A 14764-nucleotide genomic window follows, 5' to 3' on the forward strand; every position below is an offset into this window, starting at 1 on the left:
CCGAACGAGGTCACGAAGCATGGTCATCCAGTTTGAGAAGAAAAATCCGCGGGCGACGATCATCACGAAATTCGGAGAGATTACGATCCGTTTCTATCCCGAAGAAGCGCCTAGACACGTCGAGAACTTCATCAATCTGGCGAAGCTCGGCTTCTATAACGGCACGACCTTCCATCGCGTCGTTCCCGGATTCATCATTCAAGGAGGAGATCCGCTGAGCAAGGAACCGGATCGCAAGCTGCACGGCACCGGGGGGCCAGGCTATTGGCTCAACCCAGAACCGAACGACCGTCCCCACAAGCGCGGTGCAGTGTCGATGGCCAAGGTGCCGCGTGAGAGCAACAGCACGCGCGACTTCAATGATAGCGGGTCGCAATTCTTCATCTGCGTGGCGGATGCGAGCGGCCTGGACCGTCGCTACACCGTCTTCGGCGAGGTCTTTCGCGGGATGGATGTAGTGGACAAGATCGTCGCTGTCCCGCGCGACGAGTTCGACAATCCTCTTGAGCCCATCACAATGACCGTGGTGGTGAAGGAATAATCACCGCCCGCTGCAGGTGCGCCCATGCACGACGTGCGGCGGCGCACAACCGATCTCCTCCTGACGCGTTGGAACCTGTCGCCGCTTGCTCTGGACTGCGGTGATTTTCCAACCAAGCATCAAGCTGTTGCATCGCGCCCCGCCGATGTTCTCGGAACGGTATTGATCTTGCTGACAACCTTACGCCAAGCTTCGTTGAGGCAAAAAGTCGTATGCCGTTCACCCTCGCCTTCATTGCAATCGGAGCGCCGCTTCTTGCCAGCGGTCTGATCACCGCCCTGGGCGCTTTGCTCGGGGAACGAGTCGCCAAGATCGGCATCGGCGCACTGGCGGTCGCCGCCGTCGCCGCTGTGCTGACCCTCTACCAGACCGTTCATCAGGAACCGGTTGTTCTCCGTCTGCCCGGGATGCCCGCTCTGTTGGCTTTCGCGACTCCGACGTGGCTCGTGGATCGGCTGGCCGCTGTGATGATGGTCTTGATCACTGCCGTCAGCCTCGTGATCCATGTGTATTCTCGGCGCTACATGCGCAGCGATCCGGGATACGTCAGGTTCTTCACCCTGCTGAGTCTCTTGACATTCGTCCTGCTCAGCCTGGTCACCACCGGAAATCTGCTGTGGCTCTTCATCTGCTGGCACGCCATGACGTGGTTGCTGCGAGCCCTGCTTTCCTTCGACGACACTAGGCCGGCGGCGCGGCAGGCGGGTCGGACGACGTTGTACGTGCACGGGATTGGCGACGCTGCACTGCTCATTGGGGTGGCATGGCTCTACGCCGCGTTTGGCACCCTTGATCTGCCCGACCTCTTCCAGCTCGTGGAACAACCTTCCTTGGTTCCCACGTTTCGAATTGCGACCGACTGGGAGATCAGCGCCGTCACCGTGGCGACTCTGGTGCTCGTGGCCTCCGTGATGACCAAGTCGGCCCAGTTCCCGTTCCATGTCTGGTTGTCCGGTACGATTGAAGCTCCAACGCCCGTGTCCGCCATGCTCCATGCCGGCATTGTGAACGCCGGGGGATTTTTGGTGAACCGGTTGGCGCCTCTCTACGGGATGGCCCCGACGACGTTGTATCTCCTATTCATCATCGGGGCCCTGACCGCTCTGATCGGGGCCGCCACCATGCTGACCCAGCCCAGCATCAAACGCACGCTCGTCTACTCGACGATGGGACAAATGGGGTACATGGTCATGGAATGCGGCTTGGGTGCGTTCGCATTGGCGATCTTCCACCTTTGCGCCCACGGCTTGTTCAAGGCCACGCTGTTCCTGAATTCCGGATCGAACATCCACCGGGCGCGAATCGAATTCAAGCTGCCGGGCCACCATCCGGTCCGCGAAGCGTCGGGCTTCTCGCTGATGACCTGGGCCACCGGCTTGGCCGTCACGCTGGTACTTCCCCTCGTTATCCTGCTCATCGCCCACGGTCTGGTGCATGTGCCGCTCTTCGAGGCGCAAGGCGCGGTGATTTTCCTCTTTTTCGCCTGGGTGACGTCGGCGCAGGCTGTCTTCAGCCTCTACCGGCTCACCGAGGTCGCCTCGTGGAAAGTATCCGCCACCATGCTCGCAACGTTAGCCTTCATCGGGCTGACCTACTTATGGGCCGGTGAGTCGTTCACCCATTTTCTCTATCCAAGGCCGGGCGAACCCGCCGCGTACTTCCAGGCGGCAGCCTGGCCGTGGGGGCTGTTTGAGGTGTTCGTGGCGCTTTCAGCGGTCCTCGTTGTGGGGGTATGGGTCATTCTTTACGGCAGGGCGCATGGCCTGCGACTGCTTCCTGACTGGATGGAGACCATCCACATCCGTCTGTACGTCGCGTTTCTGCACGGCCTCTACGTGGAAGATGCGGTTCAGAGCCTCAGCGGATCTCCGGCGCGCCTGCGGCGGTGCATGTCGGAGACGACCATGACCGGCCGGTGATCAGGATGACAACCCGGGGTTCACATGGATTCACCGACGCGCAGCGGATGGAGCTGCGCTCCTACGTCCAGCTGGCCGGAGAGGTCATCTCGCCCTATTGGCCGATGCGGACCTTCATCCACCACAACCCACTCCATGGATTGGAAATCCTGCCATTCGAGCAGGCCGTCGAACGGGGCGCACAGGTATTCGGCGGGCGAGGATACCTGAGCAACGACACCTATCGCGCCTACCTGCAGAGCGGGCGCATTTGCGTCGAAGATGTGCGGGCGGCTCTTCGGCCTCTTGTCTCGGACAAACAGGCCGCGTTTGCGGGACGGTCTGTTTCGCACCTGGACGTGCTGGCCGCCTCCATGATCCATGGCGTGACGGAACCGGCTCCTCAGGGCCGTCGCGGCGAGGACGAGGACGATCGGGATACCGTCGCGAAGGTCGCGTCCTGGCTGCTGGCGACCTCGGTCATGCAAGGCATTCGCGCCCGGTTCCCATCGACGCCGGAGAACGCGGACGCCCTCGCGACGCGAGAAACGTTGAGCGCGTGGTGCGACTGGACCGTCGGCTCGACGATTGCAGAGATCATCAATCGGGAAATGACGACGTGGTGCGCAGCCTTCCTGGACGAGGGCGAGGCGAGTTGGTCGATGCCGTACCGGGAGCGAACCTTTTACCTGGCCTGGAAAACCCTGGCGCAACATGACGCTGCCCTTCGTCTGATTGGCATTCGCCACGCGGCCCGGAAGATTCGGGCTCTGCCGGACCGGCCGGAGGATGCGATCCTGGAAAGCTTAACGCATCTGAAACTTCCCAAGGCGGCGTGGGAAGCCTATCTGACCCTGCATCTCGCCGCCCTGCCGGGATGGACCGGCTACATCAAGTGGCGGGCGAATCAGACCGGATTCCCCTGGCAGGAGCAATATCCTGTCGATCTGGTGAACTATCTGGCGGTCCGCCTGTTTTACGAGCGCGAGCTGGTGGAATGGATCTGCCGCGATCGCCTCGGTCTGCCCGGCGACTACGAGGAAATTCGGCGGTTCATCGACCAACACCCGCACGCCTGTTGGCTGCGACGGGAATGGGTGGCAGGACGCCTGTCTGGAGCCGAGTTCGCGTGTGTCCGACGGCTCGCTCGCTCCCGCCGTCGGCACGACCAGACCGCCTGGGAAGATGAAGGCCGTCGTCAATACGAGCGGCGCCTCGAACAAGAGACCCGGAATGCACCGCAGGCGGCGGCCCGTTCCCTGGTGCGCCTCGCGCGGGCGCTCTCGATCGATCCGGACGCCATCGAGTCAACTCCTCCCTCCGACGTCCGGACGGTGCTCGACTGGCTCGACGGGTTTCCGCCTTCGGAGCACGGCCGACACTGGCTCGAAGCCTTCGAGGCAAGCCATCGCCGCGACATGCTGGACCGCCTCGCCGCGGCCGCCCGCCGGAGTTCCGCGGCTGCGCCGGTCCCGGATCAGGACCCACCGTCGAGACCGCTCGCTCAAGTCGTGTTTTGCATCGACGTGCGGTCCGAGGTGTTCCGCCGGCACCTGGAACATCGCGGGGGCTATGAAACGCTGGGACTCGCTGGCTTTTTCGGCGTGCCGCTGGACTATCAGCCCTTCAACGCATCCTACGCCGTCTCCCACTGCCCGGTCCTGCTGAAACCGAAAAATCGGGTTCGCGAGGTGCCCCGCAGTTATCACGGAGCAGTCGCCGAGCGTCACAAGACGGCGGCGCGGCTCAGCGAGGCGGCGCACGCCCTGCTGCATGATTTGAAGGGAAACGTCGTCACGCCCTACGTCATGGTCGAGGCCCTCGGATGGTTCTTCAGCTTGCCCCTTTTCGGGAAGACACTGCTCCCCGTTTGGTACGAGGCCGCGAGCCGATGGGTGAAACGGCTCCTGATCCCATCCGTGGCGACGACCTTGACGGTTGAGAAGCTCACCCGGGAAGAAGCGGAAGAAATGGTGGCGGCCGAACAGCAGGCCCGGATTCGGGAGCTGCTGCGCGAACGGTTCGGCCTGACGGGCGCAGCCCTCTCTCCCGCGTTGCTGGACAAGATTCGGAAAAAAGCCCTCGGCCAGGCGAACGGCCCCGACGGGGAAGTGGCGAGCGTCCTGCGCCTGACTCCGGAGGAGGAAGAAGCCTTCTACCGGGAACTGCGCGAACACCATCGGATCAGTCCGCGCGGGATTTCCGAACGGCTGCAGCGCATTACCCAAACCGGGTTCACCATCACCGAGCAGGCATATTATGTCGAAGCTGCGCTCCGCTTAACGGGGCTGTCGTCCAACTTCGCGCGTGTGGTGCTGTTCTGCGCGCACGGCAGCACCTCGGACAACAATCCCTACGAGTCCGCCCTCGACTGCGGGGCCTGCGGAGGAAATCAGGGACTCTCCAACGCGCGGGTCATCGCCGCGATGGCGAACAAGCCCGCCGTGCGGGAGTTGCTGCAGGCGCGCGGGATCGCGATTCCGAGCGACACGCATTTCTTTGCGGCGCAGCACGACACCACGGCCGACACCGTCCGCATCGTCGATCTGGAGGATGTGCCGGCGACGCACCGCAAGGATCTGCAGCGGCTTATGGAGGATTTGGAAGAAGCCGGCGCTCGGACCGCGCTGGAGCGCGGCCGCGCGCTCGATGGACCGACGGCCCCGCTTGACCCCTGGGCGGCGCGGCGACAGGCTCAACGACGAAGCCGCGACTGGGCAGAGGTCCGGCCGGAATGGGGACTGTCTCGGAACAGCCTCATGATCATCGGGCGACGGGCCTTGTCCCAGCCGGTCGACCTGCAGGGGCGCGCCTTTCTGCATTCGTACGACCATCGACAGGACGCCTCCGGCAAACTGCTGGAAACCATCATGACCGCGCCGCTGGTGGTCGCACAGTGGATCAACATGGAACATTATTTCTCGACCGTCGACAACGAAGTCTACGGCAGCGGCAGCAAGGTGTATCACAACGTGGTCGGCCGGATCGGCGTGATGACCGGCGTGTGGAGCGACTTGCGCATCGGGCTGCCCGCCCAGACGGTCCTGAGCGGCCGGCTGCCCTATCACGAACCGATGCGCTTGCTCGCCGTCATCGAGGCACCGCGCGAGCGCATCACCGCGATCATCGACCGCCACCCGTTGCTCAAACAATTGTTCAATCTGGGATGGGTCGCGCTCGCGGCGCTCGACCCGCGGGACGGCGAGTTCCACCACTATGACCGCGCCGGCGGATGGATACGAAGAGGAGCACACCATGATCGGCTTGACGTTGCATCCGATGAAGGAAATCAAGATCGTCGTGCAGGGCGAACACTTGAAATTTGTCACTGACCTCCTGGACCGCGTCGGCGCCACCGGCTATACGATCATCAATAATGTGTCGGGCAAGGGGCACCACGGCTTTCACGAGGGTCACCTGCTGTTCAACGATACCAGCAGCCAGGTGATTGTGTTCACTGTTGTGCCGGAGGAGAAGGTCGAGCCGATCCTGGCCGGCCTAGGCCCGCTTTTCAACAAGCATTCCGGCGCCATGTTCGTCAGCGACGTGGCGGTCAGCCGCCGCGAGCATTTCGTCGCTAAATAACCCGGATCAATGACGCGTGCTGCGGTCGCGGCCGGTGCTCACTCGACTGTCTCCGGATCGGGCCAGTATACTGTCCCCGGCGGCAGAATCGGTCTGCCGTTCATCCCTGTCGCCTGAGCGAGCATGGAGCGCATGTCGCCAGCCAGACGTCCACGACCGAAGCCGCCGCTGTTGACCCAATCGGAAGTCGCCGCCGCGGAAGTGCTGGCCTGGGTCGGCGACTGCATCGACGGGGGTCTCTGTTTCGTCTCCCAGGGGATCCTGATCTACGAGAACGCGCGCTTCGGCGAACTCCTCGACGCTCCAACTGCAGGAGAGGCCGAGCCGTTGCCATCGGCTGCCGAGCAGGCTGCCGTGTCCCAGACTCTTCGTGCGCGTCTTTTTGCCGAAGCCAACGCCTGGAGTCGAGAGCTGCTCGGAGCCCGCAGCGTCAAGGAATATCGTCTGACCGATCGTCAGGGCCGGCCGCTCGTCTATGAATGCCGTTTCAACGTGGTTCCCTATCACGGCGGCGCGGGCGTGCTCCTGGTCCTTCAGGACGTCACCGAGCGCACCCTGCTCGCGCATGAGGCGTCCCAGGCCGCCCGGTTCCAATCGGTGCTCGCCCGGATCGGCGCACTGGCGGTCAGCGGGGTGGCAGTCCAGGAAATCATGAACGAAGCGGTTCGGCTGACCGCGGAGACCCTCGGCGTCGAGCTGTGTAAGATTCTAATTCCACGGGAATCCGACGAACACCTCTACCTCGTGGCAGGGGTCGGCTGGCGGGAAGGATTGATCGGTAGCCTGACCGTCGAAGGGGGGACCCACTCGCAGGCCGGCTATGCTATCCGGGAGCGCCGTCCGGTCGTCGTTCGCGATCTCCGCCACGAAACCCGCTTCACGCCGTCCCGGCTTCTGTCTGAGCATGGCGGGATTTCGGGCATGAGCGCCCCCATGATGGTCCAGGACCGCGTCTACGGCGTCATGGGCGCCCATTGCAAAAGTGTCCGGGAATTTTCCGACAAAGAGTTGGAGTTTCTGTGCTCCGTGGCGAACACCGTAGCCACGGTTTTGGAGCGGTGGCGCCGGGAGGAAACCCAGTTGCAGCTCTACCATCGGTTGTTCGAGCTGGTGCAGGACGGCATCATGCTGACCGACACGGAAGGCCGTTTGCTCGAGTGGAACCCAGCGATGGAGCGGATGACGGGATGGAAGCGGGAGGAGGTGATCGGACGGACTCCGGCAGTCCTGAAATCCGGGAAGCACGCCCCGGAGTTCTACGAACGGTTGTGGCAGGCGATCCGCTCGGGACACGCGTTCGTGGACCGCTTCGTCAACCGGCGCAAGGACGGCTCCGAGTTCCTAGTGTGGGAAAGCGTAAGCCCGGTGAAGGATCCGGACGGAGCGATCCGGTACTACTTGGCGATTCTCACCGATCTGAGCGAGCGGGAGCGGATGCTGGAGGCGCTGCGTCATACGGAGCAGGTGAAACTCGTCGGCCAGCTCGCCGGCGGGATTCTGCACGAAATCCGCAATCCGTTGATTGGCCTCGGGAGTCTCGCCATGCATTTGGCCGAGCAGGACACGCTGCCGCCGGCCGCGCGGGATCGGTGCCGCCTCATCGCCCGTGAAGCCGCGCGGATCGACGAACTCTTAGAATCGCATCTGGGACAGCTCCGGCCGCGGCCCTTCGACCTGCGGCCGTGCGATCTGCCGGCCCTGCTCGACGACACCTTAACCCTGCTCCGGCCGAATCTGATCAAACACCGCATCGCCGTGAAAAAAGATTTGGAAGCGGATCTCCCGCCGGCGGAAGTCTCGCGAGCCCACATTCAGCAGGTCTATCTGAACATCGCCATGAACGCGATCGAGGCGATGCCCAACGGCGGCGATCTGACGATCGCCATGAAACGGGACACCCGTCGGACCGCCGGCGTGCTCGTCACGTTCGCGGACACAGGAAAAGGGATCCCTCCGGAGGATCTAAAACACATCTATGAACCGTTTTTCACGAGCGGCAAGGCGAAGGGAGTTGGCCTTGGCCTGACCATCACTCAGGACATCGTGGAACGGCACGGCGGCCAGTTGGCCATTTCCAGTCCTCCAGGCAGCGGAGCGGTCGTCGAAATCTGGCTTCCGTTGAAGGGGTAGTATGGCATGGCAAATCCTGTTGGTGGAGGATGAAGAGTCCGTTCGGGAAGCCTTCGCGCTAAGGCTGGCCGACCACGGATACCTGGTGCAGACCGCCGGATCGGGAGAGGAAGCCCTCGCGATGCTCCGCGCCTACGAGCCCGATATTCTGGTGCTCGATCTCCTCATGCCGAATCTCTCCGGTCTGGACGTGCTGACCCGCGTCAAACAGGTTTTCCCGAATCTTCTCGTCATTCTCCTGACGGCCAGGGGCACCGTGAAGGATGCGGTCGACGCGATGCGGCTCGGCGCCTTCGATTTCGTTGCCAAGTCCATCGACATGGACGATCTCCTGCACGCGCTGGGTCGCGCCACGGATTTGCTCGCGCTGCGCCGGCAGGTGCAACTGCACAGCGGTCAGGACACGGATCGCTATGCCCTCGATCGCATGGTCGCCAAGAGTCCTATCACCCAGGCCTTCCTGCAGCAGGTGCGGGAGCTCGCCAAGAACGACCGGGTGACAGTGCTCCTGCAGGGCGAAACAGGTTCTGGCAAGCAGTACGTCGGTCGCGTGATTCACTTCAACAGCGCCCGGGCCGACAAGCCTTGCGTCGAGGTTGATTGTCCGTCGATCCCGCGCGAGTTGTTCGAAAGCGAGTTGTTCGGCCACGAGAAAGGCTCCTTCACCGGAGCCTCGGCTAGGAAATGCGGTTTGATCGAGATGGCCGAAGGCGGCACCGTCTTATTCGACGAGATCGGCGACCTGCCCCTCCCGTTGCAGGCCAAGTTGTTGCGGGTGCTCGAAGAGCGGACGCTGCGCCGGGTCGGCGGCGCGACGAGCATTCCGGTCGACGTTCGATTCATGGCCGCGACCAACCGCAATCTTAAAGAGGCGGTCGCGAAAGGCGAGTTCCGCGAGGACCTCTACTACAGGCTCAACGTCGTGACCTTGACCGTGCCGCCCCTGCGGGACCGCCGCGAGGATATCATTCCGTTGGCGGAGCAATTTCTTGCCCGCTCCGCCCTGGCACTCAAAAAACCGGTTCGCGCGCTGGGGGAAAGCGCCCAAGTCGTCCTGGGGACGTACCAGTTCCCGGGCAACGTGCGTGAGCTAAGCAATTTGATCGAACGCGCCGTGCTGTTCTGCTCCGGAGACCAACTCGAAGCGGTCCACTTTCCATCCGACCTCCAGGGAACGACCGGGCCAGTCTTTGGAACTCCCTCGAGAGCCCAGCCAGCCGATGGAGGTTCGGACGATCCGATGACCGTGCAGATCCGGTTCCGTGTCGGGGAACAATCCTTGGCGGATCTGGAAGATCGGATCATCGCCGAGGTGCTGCAGCGGTCGGAGGGGAACAAGACGCAGGCTGCCAAGTATTTGGGGATCACCCGCTGGATGCTGGACCGCCGCCGGAAGAAACAGTGATTGAAGGCGCACGCTTTGACAAGTGATAAGGTTCAAGAAGGCTTGGCTGTTCCATCCCGGAACTGCCCGGTGCGAAGTCGCACGAACGTCCGTGCTGGTCGTGTGTGCGCACACGGCGGTGGATCAACGTTGTGCGATTCCCACGGTGCGTTTCCAACCAGTGCGAGGATGGTCGGCCACCTGATGAGCAGTCAAGCTGAGTTGCACCTCGTTCTTCCCTGAACAGGCTTCGTCGAACTTTGGAACTCCGCTTGCACACATGGTTGTTACAAACAGGATGAGCGGGATACCGCAGGAGAAGGGCGGGTTGTCCATCACTTGGATCCGACGTAGACGGGCCATGCACGATCTTCTTATGCAGCGCAGCGGGATCCAGCTCTGCGCAAGACACCGGGGTGTTAAAGCTTTGGAGGCAAGAGAACCATGAGATCCGCAACGGCATTCGCCCGCATCGGAGTGGGCATGATGATTTTGCTGCTCGGATTGTCAATGCCGGGCAGAGCAGCCGACATGACGGCCCAAAACAAGCAGGCCAAACGGGCCGGCATGGATCCGGCCCGCCTTGTCACGCAGTATGTGGAGGCTATGGCGGCAGGAAAGGTGGCGGAGTGGGCCGCGTTCGATCTTGGCTGTCTGGCGCGTCACCGCCAACCGGGAGCGCCGCCAGACACCGACAAGGTCTGCTGGGATGACACGATGAAGGCCCATCGCGCCCTCGTGGACGACGAACCGGAAACGGGCATCTTCGGTGCGGTGGGTCGTGGGATCGGTTTCGGATTGATTGCGGAGACGCATCGTCAGGCGGATAGCTGGAAGAACTATCCGCCGGGGATCTTTGTGTCGCCCGCTGTCGTCAAGGAAACGACGCCCAAAATCACCGTGAAAAAGGTTTGGCCCGCTCGATCAATCGCGATTCAGGAAAAAAGTAACGATCCGGTCGCCGTGCGTGGCACGCTGGTCGAAGTCCGCGTCACCTATCCCGACCCTCTCACCGCTCCGTTGGCACTCAAGCCGGGCGAAGTGTGGTGGGCGAGCGGACAGATTCGCCGCTATGGCCCTGTCCGAGAGGTTGACGTTCGGTTCGTTGTCGTCAGCGGGTTGCAAAAACTCGGGTATGTGCGTGACTCGGCGGTGGTCAACGAGGCGCTGACCGATGCGCCTCAAATCCCCGGGGCACGGTACGGTCTTGATCCCGATAACATCGGGCGCGCCTTCGAACGTCCAGGTGCCCCGTCCGTTGAGCCTTCGATCAAGGGAGGATTGGTTGTCGGCTCGGCACGCTGGTGGACCAAACGGGAGGCGGCGGAACACTTTCGAGCCGGGCTCGAACGAGCCAAACATTCCTCCATCCGGAGTGATCGGCTGGCGCTGCTGAAGCGACTCCTGCTCATAGACCCTGACGAGGCCGAGGCGAACCGCCTGCTGGGGACTGAGTTATTCGAATCGTTTCTAGACGAGGGCCTGAAGAAAAGCGGCATGAACGCAGCCGATAAGGCTGTCAAGCGCCGTCTGGCTGAGCTGTATTGGAATATTCAGGCGCCGACCTGGCGCCAGGAACTCACTGCTGTGACGACGGGAGAGGAACCCGCCGCTGAGGCGTTGTATGGCGCCATCGCCGCGTTGGAGATCGTCGTGAACAGCGATGCGGTGACTCCGGAGATCCGTCGTCGGCTGGGAGCGTTGTATCGATGGAACGGTGACGCGGAGGCGGCGTTGGCGATGCACGAACAACTGCTCAAGGAGGCAACCGCGGCGGACGGCACAAGGCGCGGCGCTCTCCTCTCGGAAATGGCCTGGGACCGTGTTCAATGGCTGGCCTGGAATCGCCGGTATGCCCATCCGTGGCATGACCTCGCCCGCCGCGAGGCGGAGCAGGCGTTGGAGTTGGTGGAAGATCCTTTGGACAAAATGACGGCGGCACAAGCCCTGCTTCTGCTGGAAACGCTGTCACTTGACCGCACCCCGAGCACCGTGCAAGACAGGGTTCGTCTCGTCAAACACTGGCATGACCGTGTTCCGCTTCCGGTCGGGATGGTCGGCGTCTGGGCCCATTTGGTGGGCAATGATCTGGTCAAGGCCCTGGTGCCGGAAGGAACGGAGGTGACACTGCCCTCTCCCGTCCGTTCCCAGGAAGTGCTGGATGTCGCCGTCCATGCGAACCCTCCGACGCAGGATCTGCTTCGCGTGTGGGAGTTCGACAACGAGCCGCCCGGCTCGGCTCCGCGGGGATTTCTCATTTCGGACGAGGTCCATGGCAACCGGGCCGACTGGCGTATCGAGGTCGATCCTGAGGCACCCAGCGCGCCTCAGGTGCTGACGCATCATGCCGTCTGCTCGGAGACCGATTGCGTGCACGCGCTGCTGACCGAAGAGGCAGCCTTCGGCTATGTGGACGTGACGGTTCGGCTCAAGCTTGGCGAGGGACACAAAGGCCGAGCGGGGATTGCCGTGGGCGAACAGAATGGGAAGACCATCTATGCGGCGACGGTGAACCCCACGATGACCGAGGTGGCGATCCATCGGATTGAGCAAGGACGGATGAAACTGCTTGGCACAGCCGCGGTCAAGCCGAAACCCGGTGCGTGGCACCTGCTACGTATTCAGCGAGAAAACTTCGCCCATCTCAGCCGGCCGCGTCTCGCCCTGTTCTTCGATGGAGCGGAGGTTTTGGCGGTTTCGGATGAACCGGTCCAACAAGGCGGGCGGGTCGGTCTGATCTCGATGGGGAGCGGGACCGCGAAGTTCGATGGATTTCGGATTTTGAAGCTGGTCTCGAACGAGCCGCTTTCACCGGCGGCGGCATATTGAGCGGGGAAACCCCGCAGCGGCCTGACAAGCCTAGCCAGTCGGTTCTTCAGGCGGCCCGGCAATAGGCTTGTGGACCTGGGAATCGCCGATTCATTCTCCGCATGTCGATTCCTCGGAGGCGAAGCTTTTTGTGGAACGGGATGAACTGGATATGAGGGACTGCGCGAAGGGGCACTTGCGCGCGCTGGAGGACCAAAGCGTCTATATCCTCCGCGAAGCGTATCACCACTTCGACGACTTGGCGATGTTGTGGTCAATGGGCAAGGACTCGACGGTTCTCCTATGGCTGGCTCGCAAGGCTTTCTTCGGCCATGTGCCCTTTCCGTTGGTGCATATCGATACGGGCTACGAAATGCCCGAGTTGATCGACTATCGGGACAGGCTTTGCCGTGAGTGGCGGCTGAATCTCGTGGTGGGCCAAAACGCCCAGGCGCTGGCCGCCGGCATGGGGCCGAACCGCGGCCGTGTGACCTGTTGCACCTCGCTGAAGATCGAGGCACTCAAGCAAACCATCGCGGCGCACGGTTGGACCGCCATCATCCTGGGCATCCGCGCCGACGAAGAAGGGACCAGAGCGAAAGAGCGGTACTTTTCTTTGCGGGACAAGCACGGAGAATGGGATTTTCGCGACCAGCCGCCCGAATTCTGGGATCAATATCAGACGGCGTTTCCTGCGGGCTCCCATGTTCGGGTTCACCCGCTCCTCGATTGGACCGAGCTGAACATCTGGGAATACATCGAGCTGGAACAGATCCCCTTGCCGGAGTTGTATTTCGACCGAGGCAACGGCACCCGCTATCGCAGCCTCGGTTGCGTGCCCTGTACTGGAGCCGTGGCATCCCGCGCTGCCTCCGTGTCGCAGATCATCGCGGAATTGCGAACGACCACCATTGCGGAGCGAGCCGGTCGGGCGCAGGATGAAGGGCGCGGGATGGAAGTGCTGCGGAAGCTGGGACATATGTAAGTAAGCGCCGTTCCCGTCGCCGGTCACCGTCCAGGCCCTTCTGGACGGCCGGATCAATTTGAGGGGTTGAACCGGCAAGTCCAGACCGATCGGGTCTTCGCGCGCGAGCGCATGTTCCGTTGCGCGGAGTCGCCCAGTTGGCCTGACTGGTCAGGGCAGGCAATCCATGTGAAGGGTCGACGGGTACAGGCGGTGTGAGAACATTTACTCGCGGACTCGCGCCGGGACCTGCTGGAAGTCTCATCGGGTCGCAAGGCGCTGGACATCCTGGACCATCGGCCGGTGAACGAGTGACTGTCGAGAAGATGCGCACTGAAATGCTCCCTGCTTCTGATCCGGCGGCCGTTCGGCTGGCGGCAGAAGTGATCCGGAATGGCGGCCTTGTCGCCTTTCCGACCGAAACGGTGTATGGACTCGGCTGCGACGCGCTGAATCCCGAAGCGGTGGCGCGGGTGTTTGAGGTCAAGCAGCGTCCGTCGTTTGATCCCCTCATCGTGCATATTGGGGCATTGTCGTCTCTCGATCGCCTGGTCCATGCATTCAACCCCGGCGAGCACCGGCTGATGGATGCATTCTGGCCTGGGCCGCTGACCTTGGTCCTGCGGAAGCGTGAGAACGTCCCCGATCTCGTGACAGCAGGGCTTCCCACCGTCGCAATTCGGATGCCAGCCCATCCGGTCGCGCAGGCGCTGATCAGGGAAGCGGGCGTGCCGATCGCCGCACCGAGCGCCAATCCTTTCAGTTATGTCAGCCCGACCACCGCCGAGCATGTATGGCAGGCGTTGGGCGATCGGATTGATCTGATTCTGGACGGAGGCCCGTGCCCGATCGGCTTGGAATCCACCATCGTATCGATGGTGGGTGATCAGCCGGAGCTCCTCCGACCGGGTGCTCTGCCGCTTTCGGACATTGAGGCCATCATCGGTTCCCTCGTGTGCCGCGGCGGAAGCGATCGACGGCCGCCGGTGCCGGGCCGGCTCGCCCGCCACTACGCGACACGCACGCCGCTCACCATCTTGCCCGCGCGAGGCGCGCGCCCGCTGAGAACCGGTGAGCGAGCCGGGCTGCTGGCGATGTCCGATCCGGTGAGCCGGAATGGCTACGCGTTCGTGGAAGTGCTGTCTTCTTCTGGCCACCTTCCCGAAGTAGCACGAAACCTCTTTGCCGCGTTACGCAAGCTGGACGCGCTGGGGCTTGATCGTTTGTATGCGGAGCCTTGCGAGGAACAGGGGCTCGGCTTGGCTATCATGGATCGACTCCGCCGCTGCGCTGCGACGATTCAATCCGAAGAGCCTTCTCTATGATCGAGAAGGCGAAAGAAGATATCCTCATGGCGAGGAAACCCATCCCACCACTTGCGTCTCCGTCGCGGTTTGCACGATAGCTGAAATCAGAGTCCCTTCTTCTCTTCGACGATTCCCCTACCCCGTTGA

Annotated in this window: 9 protein-coding genes; all 9 read left to right on the top strand. The window is 62.5% G+C overall.

Annotated elements, in window-relative coordinates; translation table 11 throughout:
• Positions 1 to 19 precede the first annotated feature (19 nt).
• The 9 genes from ACWHTU_RS10725 (at position 20) to ACWHTU_RS10765 (ending at position 14635) form a co-directional block, all read left to right on the top strand.
• Positions 20 to 541 (top strand): peptidylprolyl isomerase, encoded by a 522-nt coding sequence (locus ACWHTU_RS10725; protein ID WP_447859347.1) that lies wholly within the window; start codon positions 20 to 22, stop codon positions 539 to 541.
• 212 nt (positions 542 to 753) lie between these two features.
• The gene (locus ACWHTU_RS10730; protein ID WP_447859348.1) at positions 754 to 2460 is read left to right on the top strand and encodes an NADH-quinone oxidoreductase subunit 5 family protein; all 1707 of its coding nucleotides are present in this window, start codon (positions 754 to 756) and stop codon (positions 2458 to 2460) included.
• Between the two features lie 5 nt (positions 2461 to 2465).
• Positions 2466 to 5771: a DUF2309 domain-containing protein gene (locus tag ACWHTU_RS10735; protein WP_447859349.1), complete on the top strand. Its 3306-nt coding sequence runs from the start codon at positions 2466 to 2468 to the stop codon at positions 5769 to 5771.
• Positions 5695 to 6024 (top strand): P-II family nitrogen regulator, encoded by a 330-nt coding sequence (locus ACWHTU_RS10740; protein ID WP_447859350.1) that lies wholly within the window; start codon positions 5695 to 5697, stop codon positions 6022 to 6024. The genes ACWHTU_RS10735 and ACWHTU_RS10740 overlap by 77 nt, the downstream gene beginning before the upstream one ends.
• Before the next feature lie 132 nt (positions 6025 to 6156).
• Positions 6157 to 8154, top strand: coding sequence for a PAS domain S-box protein (locus ACWHTU_RS10745; RefSeq protein WP_447859351.1), 1998 nt, complete (start codon positions 6157 to 6159; stop codon positions 8152 to 8154).
• Position 8155: 1 nt separating this feature from the next.
• On the top strand, positions 8156 to 9559 hold the full coding sequence (locus ACWHTU_RS10750) for a sigma-54-dependent transcriptional regulator (protein WP_447859352.1): 1404 nt from the start codon (positions 8156 to 8158) through the stop codon (positions 9557 to 9559).
• Between the two features lie 423 nt (positions 9560 to 9982).
• The gene (locus ACWHTU_RS10755) at positions 9983 to 12367 is read left to right on the top strand and encodes a hypothetical protein (protein ID WP_447859353.1); all 2385 of its coding nucleotides are present in this window, start codon (positions 9983 to 9985) and stop codon (positions 12365 to 12367) included.
• 151 nt (positions 12368 to 12518) lie between these two features.
• Positions 12519 to 13331 (top strand): sulfate adenylyltransferase subunit CysD, encoded by an 813-nt coding sequence (gene cysD, locus ACWHTU_RS10760; RefSeq protein WP_447863348.1) that lies wholly within the window; start codon positions 12519 to 12521, stop codon positions 13329 to 13331.
• Positions 13332 to 13636: 305 nt separating this feature from the next.
• Positions 13637 to 14635, top strand: coding sequence for an L-threonylcarbamoyladenylate synthase (locus ACWHTU_RS10765; protein ID WP_447859354.1), 999 nt, complete (start codon positions 13637 to 13639; stop codon positions 14633 to 14635).
• The last annotated feature ends 129 nt before the right edge of the window (positions 14636 to 14764 follow it).

The organism is Nitrospira calida, assembly GCF_976986435.1.

Bases quoted from the DNA above. Each gene is read 5' to 3' on its own strand.
- ACWHTU_RS10725 (WP_447859347.1), top strand. From the start codon at position 20: ATGGTCATCCAGTTTGAGAAGAAAAATCCGCGGGCGACGATCATCACG.
- ACWHTU_RS10740 (WP_447859350.1), top strand. From the start codon at position 5,695: ATGATCGGCTTGACGTTGCATCCGATGAAGGAAATCAAGATCGTCGTG.
- ACWHTU_RS10765 (WP_447859354.1), top strand. From the start codon at position 13,637: ATGCGCACTGAAATGCTCCCTGCTTCTGATCCGGCGGCCGTTCGGCTG.
- ACWHTU_RS10745 (WP_447859351.1), top strand. From the start codon at position 6,157: ATGTCGCCAGCCAGACGTCCACGACCGAAGCCGCCGCTGTTGACCCAA.
- ACWHTU_RS10750 (WP_447859352.1), top strand. From the start codon at position 8,156: ATGGCATGGCAAATCCTGTTGGTGGAGGATGAAGAGTCCGTTCGGGAA.
- ACWHTU_RS10730 (WP_447859348.1), top strand. From the start codon at position 754: ATGCCGTTCACCCTCGCCTTCATTGCAATCGGAGCGCCGCTTCTTGCC.
- ACWHTU_RS10755 (WP_447859353.1), top strand. From the start codon at position 9,983: ATGAGATCCGCAACGGCATTCGCCCGCATCGGAGTGGGCATGATGATT.
- ACWHTU_RS10735 (WP_447859349.1), top strand. From the start codon at position 2,466: ATGACAACCCGGGGTTCACATGGATTCACCGACGCGCAGCGGATGGAG.
- cysD (WP_447863348.1), top strand. From the start codon at position 12,519: ATGAGGGACTGCGCGAAGGGGCACTTGCGCGCGCTGGAGGACCAAAGC.